This window comes from Cytobacillus luteolus (genome assembly GCF_017873715.1).
GTDB lineage: Bacteria > Bacillota > Bacilli > Bacillales > Bacillaceae_L > Bacillus_BV > Bacillus_BV luteola.
This window is the reverse complement of sequence record NZ_JAGGKM010000003.1, coordinates 281,553-307,540: the sequence shown is the minus strand read 5'-3', so window position 1 is coordinate 307,540 and position 25,988 is coordinate 281,553. Positions and strand designations below refer to the sequence as shown.

The window sequence follows — 25,988 nt, the reverse complement described above, 5'->3', positions numbered from 1 at the left end:
ATCCACATCACTGCTTGTTTTTATTGTCCTTCAACAATTTCTGAAAGTTCGGACCAACGCTCAATTAATCGTTCTAGCTCTTCTGTTTTTTCCTTTTGCTCAGCCATCAGTGAATGTATTTTACCATAATCACTTCCCGCTTGGGCAATACTAGTTTCAAGTTGCTCACATTTTTCTTCTAGGTCAGAAATTTCCCCTTCAATTTCGGCCCATTCTTTTTGCTCCATGTACGTTAATTTTCTTTTCTTTGGACTACTAGCTACAGGTTCCTGTTTATCAACATTCGTACTCTTAGTAGATGTCTCTTTGACAGATTGACTCTCCTGCTCAAGGAAGTCAGTATAACTGCCATAGTAATGGCTAGCCAAGCCACTTCCTTTTAAAACAATAAGCTGCTCCGTAATTTTATCTAAGAAATATCGATCATGTGAAACAGTAATTACGACTCCCGGAAAATCCTCTATATAATCCTCAAGTACTGTTAGTGTCTGGGTATCCAAATCATTTGTAGGCTCATCAAGTAATAACACATTGGGCTCAGACATAAGTACCTTTAATAGATATAGTCTACGCTTTTCTCCACCGGATAGCTTTCGAATTGGTGTGCCATGTGTATGACCTGGAAATAAAAATCTCTCGAGCATTTGAGAAGCTGAAATCACTTTTCCATCAAGGGTCTTTATCACTTCAGCAGTTTCCTTGATATATTCAATCATTCGAAGGTTATCATTCATATCTTCATTTTCCTGAGTATAATAACCAATTTTTACGGTGGATCCGACTTCAACCTCGCCAGAATCAACTTCTAGTCTCCCTGCAAGCATATTTAATAAAGTAGACTTACCCGTACCATTGTTCCCGACAATTCCAATTCGGTCTCCTGGTTTTATTAGAAAACTAAAGTCTTTTAATAGGTAATGTCCTCCAAAGCTCTTGGATACAGCTTTTAGTTCAAGAACCTTTTTACCTAACCTACTTCCTCCGATAGAAATATCTACTTTTTCCTTATCAACAGGACCACTCACCTTATCGAGATCTTCAAAACGCTGTATTCTTGCCTTTTGTTTGGTAGTACGAGCCTTTGCACCTCTTCGTATCCAAGCTAATTCTCTTCGATAAAGGTTTTGTCTTTTCGATTCACTGGCAAGTTCCTGCTCTTCTCGAACTGCTTTTGCTTCTAAAAAATCCCCATAATTTCCTGTATAACTATATAAAGCTCCCTCATCCAGCTCTAAAATACGATTTGTCACCCGGTCTAAAAAGTAACGGTCATGGGTAACTAAAAGTAATGCACCATTGTATCTTGATAAGTACTCTTCTAACCATTTAATTGTTTCATAATCTAAATGGTTCGTTGGCTCGTCCAAGATTAGTAAGTCTGGTGTTTCAATTAAACATTGTGCTAAAGCTACCCGCTTCTTCTGACCACCAGACAGTTCTCCAACAAACCGATCAAAATCATGGATTCCCAATTTCGTAAGAACAGCCTTAGCATTAGAGTTAGCCTCCCAGGCATTACTAGCATCCATTCTTTGCTGTACTTGATAAAGGCTTTCTTGCACTTTCGGATTTGATGAATCCTTTTCTAATTGTAGTAGTACCTCTTCATATTCTTTAAGGAGTCGAATTAATGGAGTATCCCCGTGGAACACTTGCTCTAAAACTGTCTTTTTCTCGACAAAGTCTGGTTGCTGAGGTAAGTAACTAATCGTAAATCCTTTTGAACTAGAAATACTTCCCGCATCGGCTTCTTCAGCACCTGCAATGATTTTTAAAAATGTTGATTTCCCTGTACCATTTACACCGATTACTCCTATTCGTTCATTGTCCGTAATACTGCAGGACAATCCCTCAAATAACTGCTTTTCAGCATAGCTCTTTGAAAGATTTTCAATTGTTATCATTTTCATTTCTTTCCATTCCATTCTCTGTAAAATTGATCTAAATACTCTTCCATAAATTGATGCCTTCCTTCAGCCATCTGTTTAGCTGACTCGGTATTCATTAGCTGTGAAAGCTTTAATAATTTTTCGTAAAAGTGGTTGATAGCTGTACTCTTTCCATTTCTATACTCTTCTTTTGTCATACTTTCACGTACTTCAATAGTGGGGTCATAGATTAAGCTTCCGCGTGACCCAGCGTAAACAAAGGTTCTTGCAATTCCTATAGCACCCAGTGCATCAAGCCTATCAGCATCCTGAACAATTTTCCCTTCAATCGTATGAAGTGGTGTATTGTTTCCTCCCTTAAAGGACATGTTTTTTATAATTTCAATAATATGATTAACTTCTTTAGATGGTACAGTTAAATAGGTAAGCAAATTCTCAATTTGTTTAATTCCTTTTTCTTCATCCTTTACAAGCTTATCATCCGCTACATCATGTAATAAAGCAGCCAACTCTACAATAAATTGATTTGCATCTTCTTTAACAGCCAGTTCTATCGCTGTATTTCTTACGCGAACAATGTGCCACCAATCATGACCACTATGGTCATTCTCTAATAACTCCCTAACATAGTTCTCAGTTTGCAATATAATCTCTTTTGCTTCCATCTATTTGACCTCTCTTTGTTTGTTACTCTATTTTAACATGGAATATAGGCGAATGTGGATTTCATAGTTTACTTATTGCCAAAAGTGAGGGTGAACATATAATGAAATGATAACAAATATTTCTTAAAGAGGAAAAAAGCTAGGTCAATACCTAGCATGATGGAGGGTGGAACTATGATAAATAATCAATATCTTTTCAATCGGCGAGAAATCGGAACAGCCTGGCATGGTAGGCACGTCATTTTAATTAGATGTAACGTCTACACTAATCAATTTTTACAACTAGATAAAAGTCTTCATGCTCCTACCGAACCGGCTCATTCTAATTGTGCTGAAACACTTGCTCAATACTTTAGTATTGGATATGAATTAATTGGGGTATCCCGTATTTCACAAAGTGAAGTGTTGTATGTACTTAGAAAATAATATTAATCAAATCGCTTAGATTCAATATGCTCAATGATTTCCTCTAATTCATTGATAAAATTTAAATGGAGTGGTCCGGGTAATTCATTCATCATCTCCTTAATTTCAGGAATTTCTTCTGCTTCTTCTATCCTTTTTGGACGTGGCTCTAGTAGATCTATCCATTCTTTGAGTTTAGCAATGTATAGATAAAAGTTTCTCTCAAACCTTTCAGCCCAATCTGCCCCTTCATCTCCGGCCGTTTTACCCATCATTTCCCAGTCTTTCAGCATTGTGTGATATAAGGCCTGAACTTCATTAAACACAAAAATTCTCCCTTTCCTTTTCGTATTGTTTACTTATAAAACCAACTAATCCCTAGTGTATCTTCACCTGCGTGGACACCAATTGCAGTACCTAGTGGGAATATACTAATCTTTAATCTGCTTGATATCTGCTTTATCTCTTCTTTCAAGCCTTTTGCTTTATCATCATTTAAACCAAAAAGAATATAGATTTCCTCAATATCCTTGTTATTTATCGCATCTTTAAGAAGCTGTATAATTCTAGCTGTAGCTTTTTTTTCTGACCTTACCTTCTCCACCACAGATAGCGCACCATCCGTAATTGATATGATAGGTTTTATACTTAGCATACTCCCTAAAAAAAATTGAGCACTATTCATTCTTCCACTTCGGTGTAATTGCTCTAAACTGCCAATTAATACATAAGTCTCATTTTTATTTGCCATTGCTGTAAGATAACTATTAATCTCCTTAATATCCTTGCCGTCATCTCTTAGTCGAATACCTTCTCTAATTAAAACACCCATCGGGTAGGTCAAAATCTTAGAGTCTATAACAGTGACAGGAATATCCACAAGGTTAGCAGCCTGCTGAGCGGACGATAGCGTCCCACTAAGTTTACCAGATAAATGAATGGAGAAAATATGATCAAAGTCTTTATGCAAACGATTATATAACTGGGCGAACTTTCCTACTGGCGGTTGGGAGGTTTTAGGAACAGATTGTGATGTTCTTAGCTTAGTATAGAATTGCTCAGGTGTAATCGTTATTCCATCCAAATATTCCTCTTCCTCAAAAAAAATTGTAATTGGTTCTACAAAAACATCTGGTCGATTTTGAATATCTTCATCTAGCCACACAGAACTATCTGTTACCCATGCTACACGTTCCATAATTCCCCTCCTAAAAACGGTTTCTCTACTTATATTCTACTGTCAATTGTGTGAAAACTATGACAATTTTCAAGTTACTTTCAAGACACATTATAAAGTTAAAAACACGATAGGGAATCCCACCGTGTTTTACACTAGTCTTATTTCGCTCTACTTATCGTGTTCAGGCTGTTAAGTGTGTCTAAAATATAGGGTATCAATTCAACTAAATCATCCATGTGATCTTCATTTATCTTACGATCAAATGAGAGCACGATTGTATTTTTAATTAGGTTAGAGTCTCCATAAAAATATGAAATTTGTTGACTGATAGCACGCTCTGTTCCCCATATTCTAATTAACTCCTGCTCAATCTGCTTACATTCGACATCAGGATTGTCAATTTCCATCGTAAACAGCACCTCTACCGTACAGCCTGGTGTTGAATTTGTGATATTTAACAACTCTTCAGAAAGACTACGCAGATCCGTAAGAATTCTAAGCTTTGCGCCCTTTAGTGCAGTACTATGCTCAGAACTTCGGAAACTGATTTCATAGACCCGTGACATTTTTGCAAAATCAACGATATCTTTCCTGTCTATAACTTGAATCGTACCTGTAAGATCTAGATCATAGATTTCTCCTTCAACAACCACTTTTAAATTATCAAAGACTGTCGGGTCAAACAAGTAAATTCACCCTCATCTATCTAGCATTAGAATAAGCCTTGTGCTTTTCCATCTGCATCTACGTCCATATTTAATGCAGCTGGCTGTTTTGGTAACCCTGGCATTGTCATAACATCACCTGTGAGCGCAACGATAAATCCAGCTCCAATTGATGGTTTGAGTTCTCTTATCGTAATTGTAAAGTCTCTAGGTCTTCCTAATAGTGCTGGATTGTCTGAGAAGGAATATTGTGTTTTTGCCATACAAATTGGAAGATTGCCCCAGCCTTCACCCTCAAAAGCAGCCATTTGGTTCTTTGCCTTTGTAGAGAATTCTACACCCGCTGCTCCATACACCTTTGTTGCAATGGTTCTAATCTTGTTCTCAATTGAATCAGATAAATCATATAAAGGAGCAAAGTTATTTTCACCTTTTTCAATCTCTGAAATCAACTTAGAAGCAAGGTCCAATCCACCTTCCCCACCTTTTTCCCACACTTCGGACAGAGAAACCGGGAAATTGTTCTTTTCGCACCATTTGATGATCGCATCAATTTCTTCATTTGTATCAGTAATAAATCGATTTACTGCAACCACGAACGGTAAGCCAAAAGCTTGAATGGTTTCAATATGCTTTTGTAGATTTTCCATTCCTTTATTAAGCGCTTCAACATTTTCTTCTTTTAAATTATTTTTCGGAACGCCCCCATGCATTTTCAATGCACGAATAGTTGAAACAATAACAACTGCTTCAGGTTTGATTTGAGAAGTTCTCGCTTTAATGTTAAGGAATTTTTCAGCACCTAAATCTGCACCAAAACCTGCTTCAGTAATGACATATTCACCTAGTTTAGCTGCCATTTTTGTAGCGATTACACTATTACAACCATGGGCAATATTTGCAAAAGGACCACCATGAATAATCGCTGGAGTATGCTCTAGCGTTTGAACTAGGTTTGGCTTAATAGCTTCCTTCAATAATAATGTTAGTGCACCTTCTACCCCAAGATCCCCAACAGTAACAGGCTTTTTGTCATAGTTATAAGCAACTACAATTCTTGCTAATCTTTTCTTTAAATCCTGCACATCAGTTGCCAAACAGAAAATAGCCATTATCTCTGAAGCTACTGTGATATCAAATCCATCCTCACGAGGTACACCTTGTATTGGACCGCCTAATCCTACGATTACATTTCGTAACGCACGATCATTTAAATCAACTACGCGTTTCCAAACAACTCGTCTTGCATCAATATTCAATTGATTTCCTTGATGAATATGATTATCTAAAAGTGCTGCAAGTGCATTATTTGCAGTTGTGATTGCATGTAAATCCCCAGTGAAGTGGAGGTTGATATCTTCCATTGGTAGTACTTGAGAATAGCCACCACCTGTTGCCCCACCCTTAATTCCCATTGTTGGTCCAAGAGAAGGCTCACGCATTGCCACAATCGCTTTTTTACCAAGCTTATTAAACGCTTGGCCTAATCCAACAGTAACCGTTGATTTACCTTCACCTGCTGGTGTAGGACTTATTGCGGTAACTAGTATAACTTTACCGTCTTGTTTTGTTTCTAAACGCTTAAGAATGTCCAGAGATAATTTAGCCTTGTAGTGTCCATAAGGTTCTAATTCCTCCGTCTTTATATCCAAGTCATTGGCGATTTGGGTAATCGCTTTCATTTCTGCTTGCTGAGCTATTTCAATATCAGATTTAACATTCGTTGAAGTATTCATCATAAGCCCCCTTCAATAGTCATAATATGTATTTAGCCTTCATTGTTCACAACTTGTATTGTAACATTTAATGTATATCCCCTCTATATGTTTAACATAAAAATATCTGAATTTTTTTAGACATAATGATAGAATTACTATATATATTCTACTAACTACTTGAAATATTATTTATGAATACGGGGAGGATTTCCATTGCCAATTACCGTTCCAAATAATTTACCCGCAAAAGAAGTACTTGAGAAAGAAAATATTTTTATCATGGACGAGACAAGGGCCTTTACTCAAGATATTCGACCATTGAACATTGTGATCTTAAATATTATGCCTAATAAGGAACAAACGGAAACGCAATTACTTCGGTTATTAGGAAATACCCCATTGCAAGTACATATTACCCTCATTAGTCCTGAAACCTATAAACCAAAAACAACATCAAGAAATCACTTAGAGCAATTTTATACTACCTTTTCAGATATTAAGGAGAGAAAATTTGACGGCATGATTATTACAGGTGCTCCAATTGAACATTTGGAATTTGAAGAGGTTGCTTACTGGAAGGAATTGCAGTCGATTCTAAATTGGACAAAAACAAATGTAACGTCTACTCTTCACATTTGCTGGGGGGCACAGGCTGGACTCTATCACCATTATGGTATCAGGAAATATAGTCTAGGAAAGAAGTGCTCTGGGGTATTCACTCACAGGGTTCAACGAAATGACAGCAAATTAGTTAGAGGTTTTGATGATATCTATAATGTTCCACATTCTCGGTTTACAGACTTAGATAAGGACGATATCATGAATCATCCTGAGCTAGATCTATTATCAATATCAGACGAGGCTGGAGTTTGTCTTGTGGCTACAAAAGACGGAAAACAAATTTTTCTAACCGGCCACCCTGAATACGATATCACAACACTTGATGAGGAATTTAAAAGAGACAGAGAGTTACAATTAGAAGTTGAGATTCCACGTCACTATTACGTGAATAACGATCCATCACTTACTCCACTTCACACATGGAAATCTCATGCAAACCTTTTGTTTTCCAATTGGTTGAATTATTATGTCTATCAGGAAACTCCTTATTATTGGGAGTGAGCAGGGTGAAAAGTTGCTAACTTCTGGTTATTCAGATAGGTTGAGCTAGGGTTTGCCCAAACTTGTCTGGATTCGAAGCTTATTCAGACAGGTTGGGTTAGGGGGATCGCATTCTTGTCTGAATCCGAAGCTTATTCGGACAGATCGAGCTAGCGCTACCGCATTCTTGTCTGAATCCGGAGCTTATTCGGACAGGTTGAGCTAGAGCTACCGCATTCTTGTCTGAATCCGGAGCTTATTCGGACAAGTTGAGTTAGGGTAGCGGCTACCTGTCCGAAACCGAATAAGTGAGATCCTTTTAATTCTTATTGTTGCTGATTAAATAAAAAACAGCCCATTAAGCAACGGACTGTTTTCTTGATTTAGCTAAGTGTATCAATTCAATAACAATTACAATCAGTAATAGCCACCATAATGCAATATAGACACCTAAAAGTATAAAGTTGATCCACCATTTCTTAAAACTTAATTTATGTGCAAGTACTGGTTGAACTCCCATTCCTAATTTAATTCTTGGAAGCATGAAATAGAACATTGCTACAATTAATCCTGTGATGATATAACCATTACCTACTTCGGTTTCTTCCACCAATTCATCAGTTGCTAATACTTTCTCAGTAACCTTAGTTTCTGTAGCAGTTTCAGCATTAGTTGATTCTTTTACTGTAGAGGTAGAATTATCAGTTTTATCTGTTTCTGTTGTATCTTTACTTACTACTTCAGTTCCATCCTTATTATCTTCCTCTATAGTATCATCCTCAGTTGATGTATTGGATTCAGTAGTTGATTCCTTAGTAGTAGTTGCCACTGGTTTATTTATTTCATACATACCCGTATAGTTAGTTTTGGCAAAACTCATAGCAGCTATTACACGATCCTCATATTTGTATGTCCCATAGTCATAGAAATCTTCAACAAAGCCAGCTTTAGTGATTTCTTCTTGATGTAATTTACCATCTACAAATACCCAAGCTAACAAACGATCGTACTTATCGAATAAGTCGCCACCATCAGTTTCTAGTTTAATAGTACCTTGCTTTAAGAAATTACATGTATATTCACTAGCTTCCTTACCAAAAGGTTCTTTCTGAGTAGTACTTTCTGGTGTATCAATATAGAGGAAACGAGTTTTGTATATTGTACCATTAATATTAAAGTTAGCCGTATCACCGTCTGTACATTTCTCTAGAGTTGCCGTATACGTTTTACCCATTTCTAAAGCAGCACTTGGTTTAGGTGCTGGAGTAGTAGATGCAGGTGTTTCCTTTGGTGTAGACGAAGGGAAAGAATAACCTTCTAAGTCTACTGTGTCAGGTGATAATAAGGCTTTACATTTTTCATTTGTATTGTTTGCTTTAATTAATGCGATAAGTTCATTCATATTCTTTGCTGATCTAGCCAGTTCAGTAGGTGAGTGTAGTAAATAAGCACAATCTGATGATCTGAAATGACCGCCTAGTTCATCTTTTTTACCATTATGAGCAAAAGATTGAGTGGGTAATAGGATTGATATTAATAGAAAAGTAGAGATGAAATAAAGATAAGTGCGTTTCAATAATGTTCCTCCTTATGGGATTAATAAATCCAAATCAATATTAACATAGATTCCATTTTATTGGTAAAAAACTTATCAAACATGTGTATAGGTTAAACCACAATGTTACTGTTTTAGGACTTTAGTTGTTCAACCACAAAAAAATAGAAACCCTTATGCTAAAGGGTTTCTATTTTTTCTAGCTATTGTTGTTGTGCCAAATACACTTCCTCAAACGGTTGAACCACAACAAAGCCCTCTCCGGCGAATTTCATTTGAATCGACTCTCCACTACCACGTCCGAAGAACGTTTTTAACGTAATATCAGTAACAAATTCAGGTTGAAGACTGCCTGACCAAGCCACAGTTGCATTCGGGTCTGTTATAACTGGATTATCAGGAGTTACTAGTAGAGTCAAAGGCTCATAATGAGAAGTTATGGCTACCATTCCTGCACCATCAAGTTTAACGTTAAACAATCCCCCTGCCATCATTCCTGCTACACGTCTCATCATTTTTATATCCCAATCAAGAGATGTTTCAAAAGCTAATAAATCATTGCCATTTACATAGATGGAATCATTATTTAGGTGTAGGATTGAGATTTTCTTCCCTTGATCAGCTAAGTATAGTTTTCCGTTACCATTCGCTTTCATCAGTGAAGTTCCTTCTCCTGTTAGTGCTTTCTTAAACAACTTTCCAAGACCATGTTCAAGGATCCCTTCTCGTTCAAACTTTATTTGGCCACGGTAGGAGACCATTGACCCCATTTTAGCCCAGACCTGCCCCGCAAGGTTTACCTCTAACATCCTCGGTGTTTCAAGTTCAAAAAAACCTTCACCTTTGTCCTGTTGTTTCGTTTGTTTTATAAACTCATCAATTGAATATCTACTCATTAAAAATCATCCTTTCTTCTTTAAAATAAATACCCACATAAAAGTTAATGCCTGCTTTAGCTCTAGAGGGTAGTGATTGATTTTCGAAAGATCAACCGCATTTTTATATACACCCTGGCCATCAATCACTTCAAAGCCATTTTCCATCACAAGTTGCTGAAATTCCCACGGCATCATTGTATTACAAATAACATCTTCTCCATACAATCGTCGATATGCATTTTGTCTAGGTCCAGCAGTTGGCCCTAGTAATCCTACGCATAAGATTCCATTAGGTTTCAAAATTCTGCTACATTCGTTTATTGCCTTAAGAGGATTTGCTGTCCATTCTAGAGAATTTATTGCCATTACTGCTGAAAAAGTCTCTGCGTCAAAGGGTAAATCAGATAGGTCTGCTTGTTTATAATGTAACCTCTTACTCTCTAACCTTAACTTTGCTCTTTCAATCATTTCCTTTGAAATATCGACACCTGTAACATTAAAGCCTTCTTGGTAAAGCTTATACGACCCATATCCATCCCCACAGCCTGCATCCAAAATGTTCATTTCTGGCTGCAAATATCTTTTTAAGAAAGGAATGATCGTGCTCCGACTTCCTTTTTCCCACATATTCTCAGAGTTTTGATTCCAAAAATTTGCACGGTTGTCCCACTGCTTTTCAACTTCCTTGTGCCAATTGTTATTTTCCATGGTTATATATTCCTTCCTGTGCGTATGAATTCATATTATAGTGTTTCGATAAATAATTCAAAAACCCTTGAACAAACTCCTAATCCGATTCAGTTCGTATAATTAAATGTAAGAAAAGGAATATTACTTTTATATTATCTATGGAGGTTAACTAAGTATGACTAAAAAGTTTAACAAAGGTAGCAAAAATCAAAACTCGCCTAAAAGAGGAAATGAGATGGCTGAATTTGGCCAAGAATTTGTAAGTGGAGATAATAGCAAAGGTAATAAGCATAACAAAGACCAAAAAGATAAAACAAATTTAAACGATTAACTCAAAAACGGATCAACCATTTCAATATGGTTGATCCGTTTTAATCTAGTTTTTATTCACAGGTTTCTTTAAGAAACCTACCATTAGTGCTGTTATGATTGAACCTATTGCTATAGCAAGTATATATAATAATGGATTACCATCAACAACTGGAATAACAAATGCTCCTCCATGTGGTGCAGGTAAACCAATACCAAACATCATGGTTAAAGCACCTGCTACTGCCGAACCAATGATAGCTGAAGGGATAACACGCCCTGGGTCTGCTGCTGCAAAAGGGATTGCACCTTCAGTAATGAAAGAAGCTCCCATAATATAACAAGTCTTTCCTGCATCCTTTTCAGCTTTGGTGAATTTCTTCTTGAAGAAGGTAGTAGCTAAAGCCAGTCCTAATGGAGGTACCATACCACCTGCCATTATTGCTGCATGAGGAGCAAAATTACCAGCGTCAATCATCGCAATACCAAATGTAAATGCCGCCTTATTGATAGGACCTCCCATATCAACGGCCATCATACCACCTAAAATAATTCCAAGTAATACTAAATTAGTAGTACCCATGCCTCCTAACCACGCACTCATACCATCATTAAGTGCTTTAGCTGGATCATTTACGATAAACATCATAGCTAAACCTGTAATTAAAATACCGAATAACGGATATAACAATACTGGCTTAATACCCTCAAGCGACTGAGGAAGACCTGCAAACAGCTTTTTAAGTCCTAGAACAATATATCCTGCTAAGAAACCTGCAATTAAACCACCTAGGAATCCTGCCCCACCGGTTGCTGCCATCAAGCCACCAACCATACCAGGCGCAAAGCCAGGACGATCCGCGATACTCATCGCAATGAAACCAGCTAATACCGGAATCATTAGAGCAAATGCATTACCCCCACCAATCGTCATAAGTGCTTCTGCTATTGGGTGATAGGATGGGTCGTTTGGATCTGACGCATTAATTCCAAAAATAAATGATAATGCGATAAGAATTCCACCACCAACTACAAACGGTAGCATGTTCGAAACACCATTCATTAGGTGCTTATAAAAGCCTTGTCGCTCATTCTTTCCTTCATTTGAGCTTCTATCTTCAGATTTGCCTGTGCTTTGATAAACAGGAGCATCCTGCTTAACAGCCTTTTCTAAAAGTTCAGCAGGTTTACGAATTGCCTGTGCTACAGGTACTTGAATTACTTTTTTCCCAACGAAAGGTTCCATATCAACCTTTGTATCGGCAGCTACAATAATAGTTGCAGCCTTTTCAATTTCTTCAGAAGTTAGTTTATTCTTGATGCCACTAGAGCCATTTGTTTGAACTTTAATTGAAATATTCATTTCCTTCGCTTTAGCTTTGAGCGAGTCTGCTGCCATATACGTATGTGCAATACCCGTTGGACAACCAGTAACAGCTAAGACAAAGGGACTGTCTGAATTAACTGTCTCAACAACAGGCTTTTCATCTTCTTGATTTACTTCATTTTCTTTTTCGTCTATTAAACTAATAATTTCATCTACTGATGACGCAGTTAGTAGTTTTTGTCTAAATGCTTCATCCATTAATAGAGTAGAAAGTCTTGATAGTGTTTCCAAGTGAGCATTATTGGCCCCCTCACTTGCCGCAATCATAAAGAATAAAAAGCTCGGCTGACCATCTAACGCTTCATAATCAATTCCTTGCTTAGAACGACCAAAAGCAATAGCAGGTGTTTTGACTGCACTTGTTTTCGCATGTGGTATCGCTATACCTTCTCCAATACCTGTAGTACTTTGAGACTCTCTTTTTAATATAGCTTCTCTAAAGTCCGAACGATTTACTAACTTATTAGAATGATCGAGCTTGCTTACTAATTCATCTATAACCGTTTCTTTGGTACTTGATTTTAAATCAATAATAATAGTATCTTTCTTTAATAACTCTGTAATCCTCATCGTAGAACACCCCTTTACCTTTCAACTACTTCTATTTGTTTTCTTAAAGTATATACTTGTTCCCTTGTACATAAATCAGGGGAAAATGCTGTTGCACTTCCTGAGGCAACGCCCATCTTAAATGCTTCTTTAAGATCTCTGTCATTCATATATGTTCCAATAAACCCTGCAACAACAGAATCTCCTGCTCCAACTGAATTTTCAACTATCCCACTTGGGACATTTGCGTGTAATACCATATCCTTATTAATGAGTAGCGCACCTTTTCCAGCTAACGAAACAATGACGTTTTCTGCACCTAATTCGACTAGTTTCTTTCCATAAGGTACAGCCTCTTCAGGAGTAGTTATCTCAACGTCAAACAATTCTCCTAGCTCATGATGATTCGGTTTTAATAAAAATGGTTTAAATTCAAGAGTCTTCAAGAGTGTCTTTCCTGAAGCATCTACTATTACCTTCACATCATTTTGCCTGCATATCTCGGCCATTTTCACATAAATGTCTTCCGGTAAAGAAACAGGGATACTCCCCGCTAAAACAAGTACATCTTCAGAAGACAAACTTTTAATTTTCTCCAACATCTCACTTAGTTGCTCTGAGGAAATCGAAGGACCAAGACCATTTATTTCTGTTTCAACATCTGTTTTTAATTTAATATTAATTCTTGAATCACCATTGACCTTTATAAAGTCAAAGTCGATCTCTTCACTGTGTAAATAATCTTCTATAAACTCACCCGTAAAACCGCCAACAAACCCTAAGGCTTTACTCTTAATTCCTAACCTTTTCAGTACTCGTGCTACATTTATTCCTTTACCACCTGGATATTTCATTTCTTTGCTGATTTTATTTAAATCTCCCATTTTAAAATCATTGATATGAACAATAAAATCAATGGAAGGATTAAGTGTACAAGTATAAATCACGTGACCACTACCTTTATTGTTGTTTTTGATTCATAAGGTGCTAAAACTTCTACATTTGATTCTGTAGTTATCAATTGTGCTTTATCTAAATCTACTATCTTTGAAAAAGCGACTTCACCAAATTTTGATGTATCAGCCAGGAAATAAGATTGACGTGATAATTGAATCGCTGTTTGTTTAATTAAAGCCTCTTCGGGATCTGGAGTCGTATACCCATATCGATAATGAACTCCGTTTACACCCATAAAACATTTATCAAAGGAGTATTGCTTAAGACTCGCTAATGCTCCACTACCAATGAGGGCTCTAGTTTTACTTTTTATATATCCACCAACTAAATAAGTGTTGATGTTATGTTCAAGCAATAAATCAATGTGTGTCAGTCCATTAGTGACAACAACAATATCCTTCCCCTTTAGGAATTCAATCATCTGAAAAGTTGTTGTTCCTGCGTCAAGGTAGATACATTCTCCTTGATTTACAAGACTAGCTGAGTATTCAGCAATTGACATTTTTTCTTGAAGGTTTTTGGTTGATTTCTCAGGTATACCTAATTCATTACGATTCCCTTGAGGTAATGATGCTCCTCCATGAATTCGTTTAATCAGATTTTGCTCTTCGAGTAATTGTAAATCCCTACGGATTGTTGATTCGGAGGTATTGGTTTGTTCAACAAGCTCCTGAACTTTGACAATTGATTTCTCGTTTACAAGTTCAAGGATCAATCGATGTCTTTCCTGTGTTAACAATGACATCACTTCCTCTATTTGTTTGTAATTACATACTACCGTAAGCCTTTTCATAAATCAACCAAAAACTATCAAAAACAACCAAAACCAACCATTGCCATTTACTGTATATTCACATTTACTTACTTATTACAATTTGCATTTCAACTGACAAATATGATGTTTCTTTTAATGATGGGTTCTAAGTTGCGCCAGCCCCACAACAAAAAACAACCACAACGAGTTATAGTACTTAACTCGTTGTGGTTGTTTCTTTTTCTTGAGTTTGCATCTGGTTTTTACTGTTTTCAAAATGAAATATTACCTTCTTTTCTACCTCACTCCATTCCAATGCAGCATCAAAGGACTTTTCTCCTTTTTTAAACCCTTTTATACTGTTGGTTTTTCCTTCAGTTAAGAGCTTTTTAATATTAGTTGGAGTAATCGTTTTCGATAATATTTTTTTAGACAATGTAAATTTACATTGCTTTTCCTTATAATTTGTACATCCATAAAAACTGCCTTTATCAACAACTTTTCCATCACATAACTTACACTTTCCTACTTCTGTCCCGGTTGTAAACTTAGACTTTCTTGTAGGGATTTTATCGATTTCAATATGGTTAAAGTTCCATTCTTTCGACTGGCTAATTGCATCCGTTACAATTTTTTCAGAAAGCTTTTTTGTTTGCTCCATGAAGGTAATCGCAGAAGCTTTTCCTTCTCCAATTTCACTTAGCCTCTGCTCCCATTTAGCTGTCATTTCAGGAGAAGCCAGTATCTTTTCTCCAATGGCATCAATGAGGAGCATACCTTTTTCCGTAGCGAAAACTTGGTTTTTTACAACATCAATGTATTTTCGATCCTTAAGCATTGTAATAATTCCTGCTCGGGTTGCCTCAGTTCCTAAACCTTCTTTTTTCATAAGTACTTTTTCCAGTTCGTTATTATCAAGGTGTTTCCCCGCTGTCTTCATCAATGTAATTAATTGACCTTCAGTATAGCGTTTAGGCGGTTGAGTTTTGCCTTCCTTCACCTTAACAGACTTCACTTTACCAACCTCATTCTCTTCTAAGATAGGTAAAATAACATCATTGTCTTTCTTGGAGTCTTCTTCAAAAATGACCGTTCTCCAGCCTTCTTGAATAAGTTGCTTCCCCTTTGACTTAAAAGTTGCCCTCTCGTCGACAAGGGTTGTTATCGTTGTATAATCAAAAATGGCTACTTCGTAATGTGCCGCAATTAAACGACGAGCAATTAAATCATAGATTTTTTGCTCATCCCCTGACAACTTAGAGATGTTTGGCACTTGCTCTGTTGGAATAATAGCGTAGTGATCTGTAACCTTCTTTTCATTTACATACCGTTTATTGTTCATAATTGAAGGCAATGGTGCTGGTAGATAAGATTGATACTGCTCTTGCTTACCCAATTTCGAAAAGATTTCAGGAATTGTTTCGGCTTCACCTTTCGTAATGAAGCTTGAGTCTGAACGCGGATATGAAATAAAACCTTTTGTATATAACCCCTGTGCAATATCAAGCGTTTTCTTTGGTGAAAACTTAAAGGCTTTATTTGCTGTAGCCTGCAAGGAGGATAAATTAAAAAGAAATGGCGGTAAGTACTCTTTCCTATCCTTTATTAATTCTGAGACCAAAGCTTGCTTTCCTTTACAAAATGCCGCGATTCTTTCAGCCATTGCCTGTTCTTTTATACGAGATTCATTGTCCTTTTCCCATTTACCTTCATATACTTTACCGTCTATTGTAAAACTAGCAAGAACTTCCCAAAAAGGTTCAGAAGTAAACTCAGCAATCTCACGCTCTCTTTTAACGATTAGAGCAAGCGTTGGTGTTTGAACACGACCTGCTGAAAATACATCAGAGACACCTTGTTCTTTTAAAAGGAGAGAATACACTCTGGAAGCATTGATACCAACAATCCAGTCAGCACATGCTCTTGCTCTTGCCTCATAATATATATTTCTAGTTTCCTCTTCAGGTAATAGATTACTGAAGCCCTCTTTGACTGCTTTTTCTGTTAGAGATGAAATCCATAGTCTTTTCATTTCTTTCTTAATTCCAGCTGTAGCAATCACTGTCCGAATAATAAGCTCACCTTCACGACCAGCGTCGCCTGCATGGATTATTTCTGAAACTCGATTATTGTGTAAAAGCTGTCTTATCACATTAAATTGTTTTTGTTTGGATTTCATGACCTTATATTGGAATTTTTCAGGTATGAGTGGAAGTGTCCCTAGTGACCACTTTTTCCAGGAGGGGTTGTATTCTTCAGGGTACAATAATTCACAAATGTGGCCGACTGCCCATGTAAAAAAGGCACCACCCGGGAAGATTTCATTTGGAGCAACCTCAATATACCCTTGTTGCTTCTTTGATTTAAAAGGAGCTGCTAGCTTTGTAGCTTGGTCTGGTTTTTCAGCTATTATAACTTTCATCTTTTAATCACCTAATCATTAAAATGAAGGAAGAGAAGGATTTCTCCCTCTCTACTATATTTTTCATTATACTTTAAAATCGTCCGTATAAAAACTAGTAATTCAATCAAATACCATTTCTTTTTTTATAATGTGCTCTACCGTGATTATCGGTATTTCACTTAAAATAACATCTACTACAATAATACCAAATGAATAATCAAGGATCGCAATCGATGTATCCTCAGATAAGTTCTCAAGAACATCCTTATATTCCATCACTCTATTATATAAATAGGTTCGGTCCATTTCTTCTTTTTCTAGCTTTGCCCCAAGTCTAATAATAGCTTCTTCATCATTTAACATACACCGATACATCCTGATCCCTCCAAATGAACATGCTTTTTTACATCATATTCAGGAGTGATTTACAATATTAGTAATCTTAAAACCAGGAGATTAAATAATTAAGCTAAAATTCGTTCAATTACAATTTGCTTATTTTCAGCCAAATTAATGATTGTTTCATCTACTTTAACAAGTGGCATTAAACTATTATAAGGATTAAGCATTAGAATGACTCCACAACGCCCATCACTTAATACTACTTCACTTCCTACAAGAGTCTGCATTATGTTTGAGAGAAAAGGAAGTAGTATCTTAGGGTCAAATTTGCCAAAGACATCTTCATTCATTTGTTTTATTACTGAATAAAAAGGCAATGCGTCATGATACACCCGTTTTGAACTCATCGCGTGAAATACATCAGCGACTGCAACAATCTTACTAATAAGAGAAATCTGTTCACCGTGTATTCCAAATGGATATCCTGTACCATTTTCTCGTTCGTGATGTTGCAACGCAACAAGTGAGATATCTCGCGAAATACCAACTGTATTTTTTAATAGTTTGTACCCATATAACGTATGTTTTTTAACGATATCATACTCTTCTGCTGTCAGTTTCCCTGGCTTGTTTAGAATGTATGAGGGTATTTTTGTCTTTCCTATATCATGTAACGTAGCTGCTATTGTAACTTTTTCTAATTCAGTGGAGGATAAGTGTAGCCATTTTCCAATTAACGTAGCAATTACCCCTACTCCAATGTTATGACGGTATGTATAATCATCTGCTTTTCTTAATTCATGAAACAAGTAAAATAACTGAGGGGTTTCAACTGCTTGTTGTATGGTTGGAATGATCGTCTCTTTTATTTCCAGTAGTGGTATATGGTTTGTATTTTGAACATAGTCAAAAATCGTTTCAACCTGAATAATTGCTTCTTCTATTTTTGCTGATATCTCAAGAAATTTTTCTTTTACTTTTGGTTTAGTTTGTATACAACCTTGACCATTAGTAAGGCTCTCAATTACAGCATCCATTTCTCCTGAACTAAAAGGACTATGCTTCATCCAATCCTCCCCCAAACACCAGAACATAATAGGTGTCTTTCCCGTTTTTTAGACAAAAAGATTTTATATTCCTAATTATAACAAATAATTCCATTACTATACTACATAACCGAACACCATTTTTCGACATACTTATTGTTTTGTTAACAAATAATGACATGTAAACAACATTTAAGTACGTGTGAATAATTCGATATAGCATGACTAACGATATACTTTAGGAGGTGGATTAGAAAATGAAGAATCATAATGATGACATTACCACAGGCTTTAATGATCTTACACAAGTAGAGATGTCAATTATTGCAGCACAAAAAATGGTTGGTTCAGCAACAATGAGTATGGATGAGGAAATATTAGCAGATGCCGCTAGAGCAGTTGAAGATGCACGAGCACTGTTACAGAGCGCAATGGAAAATCAAACTGGACTTGATGGGGACTTTTTACAAAAATCACAAAATACACTATCGCAATGTGAACATCAATTACAAGAAGCACGCCATTAAGATAAACCGCCAAATCGGCGGTTTTTTACTTAGACAATTTGTCACCGTACGTTTTTAATTTCTGGCCAACTGTGCATTGTTTGATACAAAAGGTTTGAGCCTTCTTTTTACCAAATTCCTTTCGAAAATAAGACTGGAGGAAACATTCTTTACAATACGTATCGAGTATTTCACCTACCTCCATTCTTATTTGTTTTTCATTCAACATTCATCACTCCTGTTTCTTGTTTTTTATTTATGGATATGAGCGTAGGCTTATTTACTTACCATCCAATTCAAAATTACTTGAAACAATAACACCTTGTAATGCCTGTGTTGCTAACTTATCTGCTTCGTTATTTTCCTTCCGAGTAATTGGATCATAATTTGGTATTATACCAAGGCTCTTAATTTTTTCTTCAATACGATCTAACCAACGATTTAAATTTTCTTCCATACATGGCCACTCTCCAGATAGTTGCTTTAATACAACATGTGAATCGCCACGGAATGTTACAGGCAAATGATGTACGCCTAACTCCTCTAATTTTTGAAGCATAAACCAAAAAGCAGCATACTCAGCCTCATTATTATTATCTAATTCATCAAAAGCTTCATTTACTCGCACTCTATACTTTTTCTTGTTTTGTGTATAATAAATAGCTACCCCTAAACCTGACTTGTTTGTACCTATATCAAAACCACCATCAAAATAAGCAATTACATCATGCGGCTCTGTCTCAATCTCTTTAAGTAACTTAGTAATTTCTTTCTTAGTCCATTTTGTATGTTGCTCATCATAAAAAAAGAGCTCTTTAACTCTTCCAGTTTTCTCAAAATCATCGGAAATGAGTAATGCTTCTTCTGCTTTCATCAACTCTGTATTAAGAACAACTACCTTATTTCTCGGTGTTTTATAAGTCCATTCAATCCACAGTTTCAAAAAACCCCGTCCCTTCAAGTAAATAAGATGAATTATTGAAATATCTATCCAAAACTTACTTTCATTTTTCCATTTTTTCTATCCATTATACACTAACTGCTTTCGTATCATCTGTGAAATAGTTTAACTGTTCTGTATTCAGTTAATGTGTTAAACTACTTTTAGACTTTTGTAAAGGAGGCCATTTTTTGATTGAAGTATATATAGATGGTGCTAGTGCTGGTAATCCTGGACCATCTGGCGCAGGAATATTTATAAAAGGGAATGGTCAGGTGGAACGCTATTCCATTCCTTTAGGTACAATGTCAAATCATGAAGCTGAGTATTATTCCCTCATTAAAGCACTAGAGATTTGTATTAAACAAGGATATAGAACTGTGTCCTTCCGAACTGACTCACAGCTAGTAGATCGGGCGATAGAAAAGGAATATGTAAAAAATAAAACATACGCCCCTCTGTTAGAAAAAGCACTCTCTCTATCAAACCAATTAGATTTATTTTTTATGAAGTGGATCCCGAGCAGTCAGAATAATGTGGCTGATGAGTTAGCTCGTAAGGCTATACAATTGAATACACCAAAGGAATGATTCATAAATGAAAAAAACATTACTTGCCGATAGTAGCCTGTTATTTGTTGCTTTTATATGGGGAACTACCTTCGTATTGGTTCAAAATGCTATCAGAGTTTTAGAGCCCATGTCATTTAATGCAACACGATTTTTTTTAGCTGGTATGATCCTACTTTTATGGCTATTTCTTTTTTATCGATCACAAATAAAACAAATTAATAAAAAAATGTTAACTGCAGGAATTTTAATGGGCTTATGGCTTTTTAGTGGATACGCCCTACAAACCTTTGGACTACTCTATACAACGTCCTCAAAAGCTGGTTTTATTACAGGTTTAAGTGTTGTTCTAGTTCCATTGTTTGCTTTCTTCCTACTGAAACAAAAACCAAAGCCTAATGCAATACTGGGTGTATTAGTAGCAACAGTTGGATTGTACATGTTAACGCTAGGGGATTCTGTTAGTGTAAACAAGGGCGATGTTTTAGTATTTTTTTGTGCGATTTCATTTGCTCTTCATATAATTTTTACTGGCAAGTATACAACTCTTTTTCCAACACTTTTACTTACAGTAACTCAAATACTTACAGTCGCTGTATTATGTTCAGTATTTGCATTCATATTTGAGGATTGGAAAGCAATCTATTCAAAGGATATTCTTCTCTCAAATGAAGTAATCATCGCATTACTTATAACATCTATTTTTGCTACTGCCTTAGCCTTTTTCCTACAAACCAATTTTCAAAAATATACTACTCCAACCCGTGTTGCTCTTATTTTTGCGATGGAACCAGTATTTGCAGCACTAGGTGGTTATTACTTAGCAGATGAAAGACTAACACTTATTGCTATTTTCGGATGCTTGTTTATCTTTGTTGGGATGATTTTCACAGAGTTACCTGGTCGTAAGAAAAAAAGCATACAAGCATCAGAACATATATCCTATTAAAAAAAGCGACCTCCTTGGGGTCGCTTTCGATTATGTTTATATGATTTTTCTTTCTTCAATTAGTTTATAAGCATCTTTTCTTTTCACGATATCGTGCTCTTTAAACATTTCTAGAACAGAAACATAGAAGCTCCCATCAAACTGCTTTTGTGCTTTCAATGTTATTTCTAATGCAGTATTTACTAACTCATCTGAAGCACCTGTATAATGCTGACCAAATGAAATAAAGCCGAGCGCGTCTTCCCCAAAAATGAATCCTTTCTCTGCTAAATAGGAAAGATAATCTTCTACTGTTTTTACTGATTTATTCAACTGATTCCCCGCCTTACAAAATAGATCGTTCCTATTTATCTTAGCGTATTTGAGGAAAAATAACTATTCTTTTTTAGTTAAAAGGTACCCGATTGTCCCTGTTAATAAACCAAATAGTGCCCCTCCAAGAACTTCCTGTGGCTGATGACCTAACATTTCTTTTAACTTCTGTTCTTTTTTATCATGAAAATGTTTATCTTGGTCTCCACTTAATCGTTCGATATTTTCATCAAGCTGATTCACCTTTAATGTTAATTCACCTGTTTGTCTGCGTATCCCTTGCGCATCATACATAACGATTAGACCGAAAACAGTTGATAGAGCAAAATCAATTGTGCTAACTCCTCTTTTTAAGGCAACATATGTTGCTAAAGAGGCTACACCGGCTGAGTGAGAACTGGGCATCCCACCTGTTTCTACAAAGGTTCCCCAATCCCATTTACCCGTTTTGATTTTCTTAATAGGAATTTTTAAAAACTGAGCAAGTCCAATGGATGCAAGTGCTGTATATACTGCTTTATTCATGCTGATAAATTCACCTCATGATTAGTTTTAGAATAATCAATGTTTCTATACAAACATAATCCACTTTTATTAGGAAAAGCTAAAAGTGGAGGTGAGTAGAATGAGTAAAAAAAGAAATCGAGGTACAAAAGCACCAGGGGTTAACCCTCAGGGCTACGGACAAGATGCAGATTTCACTCCAAATCCAAAAAGTGAACTAGAAAATAGAGCGAAGAAAAGTAATACGAAGATATAATTTAAATAAACCAGGGATTACTAAGCCCTGGTTTTGTTTGATTATACTATTAATTTATCGAGTCCTTTAAATTCTAATTCCTTAAATTTTGATAGAACTTTGTCTCGATCAATAGTAATGCAAGCTTCTTCTAGAGAGCAAGAGATTGGTACTTCACAGTGAATCTTCGCTAGCTTTCTTGACAGGTGTAACATCTCTAAATCCTCTTGAATTTTAGATCTTTGACCTTTCGTCAGTGAGTCAAGATTTTCTAGAATTCCTTCAATTGTTTGGTATTGTTGTAATAATTTGATTGCCGTTTTCTCACCAATACCTCGAACTCCTGGATAGTTATCGCTACTGTCTCCAGCCAAACATTATGAAATCTAAAATTTTTGTTCAACAACATAATTAACTGATATTATCAACTTTTCACTAAAAAATTATTATTTTTTTGTTTGGACAAAAAATAGTCATAGTATACATAAAAACTTGGGATTTTTGGAAAATTCCAGTCAAAAAATTGGACATTTTATCGGAATAATCCAATCATATTTAGATGCAAAACGATTTTTAAAGCGCCTACCTAAAATGACGGCCTTTGAAATGCTTCTTACTTTAAATCAACCACCGGTAACAGAATCTGATTACGGCCAATGAAATGTACCACCAATGACATTCTATTTACCACCTAATGACAAGTAATGTACCAGCAAATGACAAGCTGTTTACCACTTATAACCGTCAAATATTTTTGAATACTTTTTGCTCATTAAGATTGAACACTTTTCGCCCCCAAAATTGTGCTTCGGTGTTTGATTCTGTAACTGGGTTCATTAAATTGAATCACTTCCACTCTATGGAGGAGTCGATTTAAAATCGCTGTAGTAATGCCCTGGTCTCCCCTTTAACTCGCCCAATTATTTATGTGTACAAAGCTAATGTTAAACAATAGGAATTTCTTCAACTTGGGTTAACTTAAGAATTTTGACCAATTCAGGTTGATTTTCAAAAAATTTATTCTCAAAATCAAAATTAACAGGTCCCTCAAAAGCTGCATAAATAATATCTTCTTTTCCTCTATAAAACCCCAACATCCTGAGGCCAAGTTCCAGGGATCTGGATTTTACAAAGCTTTGCACAATAGATTCAGGGAATAGTTATTAATTAACTTGAAACGTGTATCATAATAAATATCATGGTTTTTTCCTTTTATAGAATCAGAAAATAAAGCTGATTTTAATGAGTTCATTAATTCAGGTGTAGGATTTATGTCTGTTGTGTAATTAGTTTGTGCATCTTCAACTTTATATAAAATTTCAATCAAGTTTGAAAATCCACTATCCATGGAAGAACGAGTGTCTTTAATTTCTTGTTTTATAGTATTTATTTCTTTTGCGCTTTTACTAATTTTATGAAGAGTTTCAGTTACTATTATTGACTGCTGTGATGACTGCTCCCCCTTAACTATAGAATAAAAAATAGCTATTACTGATAAGAACAAAGAACTTAATCCCATAGCAAAAGTTATTTTATCGAGTAATTCTGAAGATGTATCAACCCTTATGGTCCAGCTTAATATTAACACAAATAACAAAAACGCTATCCAATAGATATAGTCTTTCTTCTCAAATCTGTTTAAGAAGCCTTTTACACTTTCCATACTAATCCTCCGTTAATAGATATCTTTAGTACCTTTCATTCTACCATAACTATCCATTTTTAAGCTTTTATAACTAGGTAATAGTTATCCCACGAATAAAATAATCAACATAAGATTTTTTAGGAAAAGATAAAATGTAGTCAGTGAATAGTTTGATATAATGATAAAATAATTATGTAAAGTATTGGATATTACATATACATCTTGGGAAGACATCCTATAAATAATAGAGTAATAGGAGTAGGTAGGAATGGATTTCAGTTTTTTTGAAGCTTTAAAATGGGGTTTGACTTACTATGGTCTATGTTAACTGCAACTCTTTACTCTATTGCTAAGAAACGCAGGGGTAGGTGCCTTTCAAAAGAGTATGTAAATAATAGGACTTTTTTATTGTGGGAATGTTCTAGTGGCGAAACTTGGATTGCCACTAGAACATTAAAAGTGGAACGTGGTGTCCTCGCTGTAAAAATTAAAATGCCAAGACGACAAGTAAAATCAGAACAGTTAAGTTTGTTTTAATAGAGGAATCTATAGGGGGGAATTTTGTGGGCTTTAAATTTATACCGGAAAGCATAGAAAGTGAAATTAGGGACTTAATGACTTTTTGTAACAATTACAAGATTGAGTATGATTTTGAACATGGATATGTATTTGATGAGGATTATGATTACACGGATGAAGATGAAGACGAGGATATAATTATTAATGATGAAATTGAATTTAATTTGTATCTACCACGTTCGGATTATGAAGAAAGTAATTTTACATTAGGAGAAGTCCTTGAAATGGCAAGAGAAGCTAAAAACTGCATAAAGGTAGATGAAGATGGATTCATCGGTAAAAAATTAGCTTTAGTACGAATTGATAGCTATAATAGAGAAGTTTTGACAAGAATAACTGATGAAAACCCTCATGTTACAGCTCTTACTGAAATAATTGATGACCAAGAATATAAGATAAATATTGTTGAAGGGGTAACAAGTTATGGCCTTGCTTTAACGATAGAGAAGAAATATAACAAATATACCCCGCCAGTTGATTATGATGATATGTTTATTGAAATCCGTGCCGAAAGTGACTTGAACCATGATATAATCAATAGCCTTGTACAAGCCTATATGTTTGAGATTAAGTCTACATTAAAGGTGGAAATTCATATATCTCCTCGCCCATATTATGATCCTTGGGAAGACGATGAAAACGAAATTGATATCTCATCAACTCCACTAAAATTAAGGCCTTTGTTAAGAGGTAAGGGGATAAGTGAATTATTAGATTTATATAATTCTACTTTATCCACCCAAAATGCTGAGATATTATTACTAACTTATGTAAAAGTAATAGAGTATGTTTCGCAAAGTGTTATCCAGAAAGACCTTATTGCATCAACACTAACCAAATTGTCTAGTCGAAGAGCACTATCACCAGATGCTACATATATTCTAGAATTGAATAAAATATTCGATAACCACAGAAACAATAAAAAAGACCATCAGGCAATAAAACTGACAATTGAAACTTGTTGCGATATTCATGAGATTGTGCCCTCTGCTCCACAATTTTTAAAAGTAACAAATCGACTTACAGTAGATAGTAAACAAGATGTTAAACAAAGGGCAATAGAAGAAGTAGCTTCCGCAATTAGTCAGACGAGAAATATGTTTGCCCATGCAAAAACAAATTATGATCTTAAGGGAATGGAGTGTCCAGTGGACCAACTACATGAATTTGCTGAATGTGTAGATATTCTAGCACAACAAATAATTAGATGGTTTGCTAGAGAACATGAGGATAATAGAGTGGTTTAATTTAAGGT

The 25,988-nt window shown here is 35.6% G+C and carries 28 protein-coding genes and 2 pseudogenes; 8 read left to right on the top strand and 22 right to left on the bottom strand.

The annotated features are described in order from the left end of the window. Positions 1–20: 20 nt before the first annotated feature. Both J2Z26_RS09990 and J2Z26_RS09985 read right to left on the bottom strand, forming a co-directional pair. A complete protein-coding gene (locus J2Z26_RS09990) occupies positions 21–1,910 on the bottom strand; it encodes an ABC-F family ATP-binding cassette domain-containing protein (protein ID WP_193539743.1) in 1,890 nt (629 codons plus the stop codon). Beyond that, positions 1,907–2,554 (bottom strand): HD domain-containing protein, encoded by a 648-nt coding sequence (locus tag J2Z26_RS09985; RefSeq protein ID WP_193539418.1) that lies wholly within the window; start codon positions 2,552–2,554, stop codon positions 1,907–1,909. The genes J2Z26_RS09990 and J2Z26_RS09985 overlap by 4 nt, the downstream gene beginning before the upstream one ends. Before the next feature lie 174 nt (positions 2,555–2,728). Here J2Z26_RS09985 and J2Z26_RS09980 point away from each other — a divergent pair, with 174 nt between their 5' ends. Next, on the top strand, positions 2,729–2,980 hold the full coding sequence (locus J2Z26_RS09980) for a hypothetical protein (protein WP_193539419.1): 252 nt from the start codon (positions 2,729–2,731) through the stop codon (positions 2,978–2,980). A gap of 2 nt (positions 2,981–2,982) precedes the next feature. On the opposite strand, the gene J2Z26_RS09975 is transcribed toward J2Z26_RS09980, so the two are convergent. From J2Z26_RS09975 to J2Z26_RS09960, 4 genes are all read right to left on the bottom strand, one after another. Continuing rightward, on the bottom strand, positions 2,983–3,285 hold the full coding sequence (locus J2Z26_RS09975) for a hypothetical protein (RefSeq protein WP_319638096.1): 303 nt from the start codon (positions 3,283–3,285) through the stop codon (positions 2,983–2,985). 29 nt (positions 3,286–3,314) lie between these two features. After that, positions 3,315–4,157: a DegV family protein gene (locus J2Z26_RS09970; RefSeq protein ID WP_193539420.1), complete on the bottom strand. Its 843-nt coding sequence runs from the start codon at positions 4,155–4,157 to the stop codon at positions 3,315–3,317. Positions 4,158–4,297: 140 nt separating this feature from the next. After that, positions 4,298–4,825, bottom strand: coding sequence for a hypothetical protein (locus J2Z26_RS09965; protein ID WP_193539421.1), 528 nt, complete (start codon positions 4,823–4,825; stop codon positions 4,298–4,300). A 26-nt stretch (positions 4,826–4,851) separates the two neighbouring features. Continuing rightward, complete coding sequence (locus J2Z26_RS09960; RefSeq protein WP_193539422.1) at positions 4,852–6,540, bottom strand: formate--tetrahydrofolate ligase; 1,689 nt, start codon at positions 6,538–6,540, stop codon at positions 4,852–4,854. 195 nt (positions 6,541–6,735) lie between these two features. Here J2Z26_RS09960 and metA point away from each other — a divergent pair, with 195 nt between their 5' ends. Further along, complete coding sequence (gene metA, locus J2Z26_RS09955; RefSeq protein WP_193539423.1) at positions 6,736–7,644, top strand: homoserine O-acetyltransferase MetA; 909 nt, start codon at positions 6,736–6,738, stop codon at positions 7,642–7,644. A gap of 337 nt (positions 7,645–7,981) precedes the next feature. On the opposite strand, the gene J2Z26_RS09950 is transcribed toward metA, so the two are convergent. The 3 genes from J2Z26_RS09950 to J2Z26_RS09940 all read right to left on the bottom strand — a co-directional run bounded on the left by J2Z26_RS09950 (position 7,982) and on the right by J2Z26_RS09940 (position 10,764). Continuing rightward, positions 7,982–9,199 carry a thermonuclease family protein gene (locus J2Z26_RS09950; RefSeq protein ID WP_227413841.1) on the bottom strand — a complete coding sequence of 406 codons (1,218 nt, stop codon included), beginning with the start codon at positions 9,197–9,199 and terminating at the stop codon, positions 7,982–7,984. Positions 9,200–9,381: 182 nt separating this feature from the next. Continuing rightward, positions 9,382–10,074: an AIM24 family protein gene (locus J2Z26_RS09945; RefSeq protein WP_193539424.1), complete on the bottom strand. Its 693-nt coding sequence runs from the start codon at positions 10,072–10,074 to the stop codon at positions 9,382–9,384. A gap of 6 nt (positions 10,075–10,080) precedes the next feature. Continuing rightward, positions 10,081–10,764, bottom strand: a complete 684-nt coding sequence (locus J2Z26_RS09940) for a class I SAM-dependent methyltransferase (protein ID WP_193539425.1) — start codon at positions 10,762–10,764, stop codon at positions 10,081–10,083. A gap of 157 nt (positions 10,765–10,921) precedes the next feature. Here J2Z26_RS09940 and J2Z26_RS09935 point away from each other — a divergent pair, with 157 nt between their 5' ends. After that, positions 10,922–11,077 (top strand): hypothetical protein, encoded by a 156-nt coding sequence (locus tag J2Z26_RS09935; protein ID WP_193539426.1) that lies wholly within the window; start codon positions 10,922–10,924, stop codon positions 11,075–11,077. Between the two features lie 45 nt (positions 11,078–11,122). On the opposite strand, the gene J2Z26_RS09930 is transcribed toward J2Z26_RS09935, so the two are convergent. The 6 genes from J2Z26_RS09930 to J2Z26_RS09905 all read right to left on the bottom strand — a co-directional run bounded on the left by J2Z26_RS09930 (position 11,123) and on the right by J2Z26_RS09905 (position 18,515). Continuing rightward, complete coding sequence (locus J2Z26_RS09930) at positions 11,123–13,012, bottom strand: PTS fructose transporter subunit IIABC (RefSeq protein WP_193539427.1); 1,890 nt, start codon at positions 13,010–13,012, stop codon at positions 11,123–11,125. A gap of 14 nt (positions 13,013–13,026) precedes the next feature. Beyond that, the gene (gene pfkB, locus J2Z26_RS09925) at positions 13,027–13,938 is read right to left on the bottom strand and encodes a 1-phosphofructokinase (protein WP_193539428.1); all 912 of its coding nucleotides are present in this window, start codon (positions 13,936–13,938) and stop codon (positions 13,027–13,029) included. Beyond that, the gene (locus J2Z26_RS09920) at positions 13,935–14,687 is read right to left on the bottom strand and encodes a DeoR/GlpR family DNA-binding transcription regulator (protein ID WP_193539746.1); all 753 of its coding nucleotides are present in this window, start codon (positions 14,685–14,687) and stop codon (positions 13,935–13,937) included. The genes pfkB and J2Z26_RS09920 overlap by 4 nt, the downstream gene beginning before the upstream one ends. A gap of 232 nt (positions 14,688–14,919) precedes the next feature. Next, entirely contained in the window at positions 14,920–17,124 is a 2,205-nt protein-coding gene (locus J2Z26_RS09915) for a DNA topoisomerase III (RefSeq protein ID WP_193539429.1), read from the bottom strand. A gap of 102 nt (positions 17,125–17,226) precedes the next feature. Further along, the gene (locus J2Z26_RS09910) at positions 17,227–17,481 is read right to left on the bottom strand and encodes a hypothetical protein (protein ID WP_193539430.1); all 255 of its coding nucleotides are present in this window, start codon (positions 17,479–17,481) and stop codon (positions 17,227–17,229) included. 89 nt (positions 17,482–17,570) lie between these two features. Then, on the bottom strand, positions 17,571–18,515 hold the full coding sequence (locus J2Z26_RS09905) for an HD-GYP domain-containing protein (RefSeq protein ID WP_193539431.1): 945 nt from the start codon (positions 18,513–18,515) through the stop codon (positions 17,571–17,573). Between the two features lie 236 nt (positions 18,516–18,751). Here J2Z26_RS09905 and J2Z26_RS09900 point away from each other — a divergent pair, with 236 nt between their 5' ends. Further along, entirely contained in the window at positions 18,752–19,021 is a 270-nt protein-coding gene (locus J2Z26_RS09900) for a DUF2564 family protein (RefSeq protein ID WP_193539432.1), read from the top strand. A gap of 25 nt (positions 19,022–19,046) precedes the next feature. Here the strand turns inward: J2Z26_RS09900 and J2Z26_RS09895 are convergent, their stop codons facing one another. Together J2Z26_RS09895 and J2Z26_RS09890 are read right to left on the bottom strand one after the other, a co-directional pair. After that, positions 19,047–19,226, bottom strand: coding sequence for a zinc-finger domain-containing protein (locus J2Z26_RS09895; RefSeq protein ID WP_193539433.1), 180 nt, complete (start codon positions 19,224–19,226; stop codon positions 19,047–19,049). Between the two features lie 54 nt (positions 19,227–19,280). Then, the gene (locus tag J2Z26_RS09890) at positions 19,281–19,943 is read right to left on the bottom strand and encodes a ribonuclease H family protein (RefSeq protein WP_193539434.1); all 663 of its coding nucleotides are present in this window, start codon (positions 19,941–19,943) and stop codon (positions 19,281–19,283) included. A gap of 188 nt (positions 19,944–20,131) precedes the next feature. On the opposite strand from J2Z26_RS09890, the gene J2Z26_RS09885 reads away from it, so the two are divergent. Together J2Z26_RS09885 and J2Z26_RS09880 are read left to right on the top strand one after the other, a co-directional pair. Continuing rightward, a complete protein-coding gene (locus tag J2Z26_RS09885; RefSeq protein WP_193539435.1) occupies positions 20,132–20,530 on the top strand; it encodes a reverse transcriptase-like protein in 399 nt (132 codons plus the stop codon). Positions 20,531–20,537: 7 nt separating this feature from the next. After that, positions 20,538–21,458, top strand: coding sequence for a DMT family transporter (locus tag J2Z26_RS09880; RefSeq protein ID WP_193539436.1), 921 nt, complete (start codon positions 20,538–20,540; stop codon positions 21,456–21,458). A gap of 36 nt (positions 21,459–21,494) precedes the next feature. Here the strand turns inward: J2Z26_RS09880 and J2Z26_RS09875 are convergent, their stop codons facing one another. Next, complete coding sequence (locus J2Z26_RS09875; protein WP_193539437.1) at positions 21,495–21,770, bottom strand: DUF6123 family protein; 276 nt, start codon at positions 21,768–21,770, stop codon at positions 21,495–21,497. A 63-nt stretch (positions 21,771–21,833) separates the two neighbouring features. Beyond that, positions 21,834–22,295 carry a divergent PAP2 family protein gene (locus J2Z26_RS09870; protein ID WP_193539438.1) on the bottom strand — a complete coding sequence of 154 codons (462 nt, stop codon included), beginning with the start codon at positions 22,293–22,295 and terminating at the stop codon, positions 21,834–21,836. A gap of 100 nt (positions 22,296–22,395) precedes the next feature. On the opposite strand from J2Z26_RS09870, the gene sspL reads away from it, so the two are divergent. After that, positions 22,396–22,530, top strand: coding sequence for a small, acid-soluble spore protein L (sspL, locus tag J2Z26_RS09865; RefSeq protein WP_193539439.1), 135 nt, complete (start codon positions 22,396–22,398; stop codon positions 22,528–22,530). Positions 22,531–22,571: 41 nt separating this feature from the next. Here sspL and J2Z26_RS09860 read toward each other — a convergent pair. From J2Z26_RS09860 to J2Z26_RS09855, 3 genes and pseudogenes are all read right to left on the bottom strand, one after another. After that, positions 22,572–22,883: pseudogene (locus J2Z26_RS09860) on the bottom strand (5'-3' exonuclease); the annotation flags it as partial. A gap of 398 nt (positions 22,884–23,281) precedes the next feature. Further along, positions 23,282–23,413 (bottom strand): annotated as a pseudogene (locus J2Z26_RS22110) (ATP-binding protein); the annotation flags it as partial. A gap of 222 nt (positions 23,414–23,635) precedes the next feature. Continuing rightward, positions 23,636–24,172, bottom strand: coding sequence for a hypothetical protein (locus J2Z26_RS09855; protein WP_193539440.1), 537 nt, complete (start codon positions 24,170–24,172; stop codon positions 23,636–23,638). 545 nt (positions 24,173–24,717) lie between these two features. Between J2Z26_RS09855 and J2Z26_RS09850 the strand changes: the two genes are divergently transcribed. Beyond that, positions 24,718–25,980, top strand: coding sequence for a hypothetical protein (locus J2Z26_RS09850; protein WP_193539442.1), 1,263 nt, complete (start codon positions 24,718–24,720; stop codon positions 25,978–25,980). Positions 25,981–25,988: the final 8 nt, after the last annotated feature.

Bases quoted from the DNA above. Each gene is read 5' to 3' on its own strand.
- J2Z26_RS09915 (WP_193539429.1), bottom strand. From the start codon at position 17,124: ATGAAAGTTATAATAGCTGAAAAACCAGACCAAGCTACAAAGCTAGCA.
- J2Z26_RS09905 (WP_193539431.1), bottom strand. From the start codon at position 18,515: ATGAAGCATAGTCCTTTTAGTTCAGGAGAAATGGATGCTGTAATTGAG.
- J2Z26_RS09940 (WP_193539425.1), bottom strand. From the start codon at position 10,764: ATGGAAAATAACAATTGGCACAAGGAAGTTGAAAAGCAGTGGGACAAC.
- sspL (WP_193539439.1), top strand. From the start codon at position 22,396: ATGAGTAAAAAAAGAAATCGAGGTACAAAAGCACCAGGGGTTAACCCT.
- J2Z26_RS09870 (WP_193539438.1), bottom strand. From the start codon at position 22,295: ATGAATAAAGCAGTATATACAGCACTTGCATCCATTGGACTTGCTCAG.
- J2Z26_RS09980 (WP_193539419.1), top strand. From the start codon at position 2,729: ATGATAAATAATCAATATCTTTTCAATCGGCGAGAAATCGGAACAGCC.
- J2Z26_RS09930 (WP_193539427.1), bottom strand. From the start codon at position 13,012: ATGAGGATTACAGAGTTATTAAAGAAAGATACTATTATTATTGATTTA.
- J2Z26_RS09935 (WP_193539426.1), top strand. From the start codon at position 10,922: ATGACTAAAAAGTTTAACAAAGGTAGCAAAAATCAAAACTCGCCTAAA.
- J2Z26_RS09985 (WP_193539418.1), bottom strand. From the start codon at position 2,554: ATGGAAGCAAAAGAGATTATATTGCAAACTGAGAACTATGTTAGGGAG.
- J2Z26_RS09910 (WP_193539430.1), bottom strand. From the start codon at position 17,481: ATGTATCGGTGTATGTTAAATGATGAAGAAGCTATTATTAGACTTGGG.
- J2Z26_RS09880 (WP_193539436.1), top strand. From the start codon at position 20,538: ATGAAAAAAACATTACTTGCCGATAGTAGCCTGTTATTTGTTGCTTTT.
- J2Z26_RS09960 (WP_193539422.1), bottom strand. From the start codon at position 6,540: ATGAATACTTCAACGAATGTTAAATCTGATATTGAAATAGCTCAGCAA.
- J2Z26_RS09900 (WP_193539432.1), top strand. From the start codon at position 18,752: ATGAAGAATCATAATGATGACATTACCACAGGCTTTAATGATCTTACA.
- J2Z26_RS09945 (WP_193539424.1), bottom strand. From the start codon at position 10,074: ATGAGTAGATATTCAATTGATGAGTTTATAAAACAAACGAAACAACAG.
- J2Z26_RS09855 (WP_193539440.1), bottom strand. From the start codon at position 24,172: ATGGAAAGTGTAAAAGGCTTCTTAAACAGATTTGAGAAGAAAGACTAT.
- J2Z26_RS09990 (WP_193539743.1), bottom strand. From the start codon at position 1,910: ATGAAAATGATAACAATTGAAAATCTTTCAAAGAGCTATGCTGAAAAG.
- J2Z26_RS09970 (WP_193539420.1), bottom strand. From the start codon at position 4,157: ATGGAACGTGTAGCATGGGTAACAGATAGTTCTGTGTGGCTAGATGAA.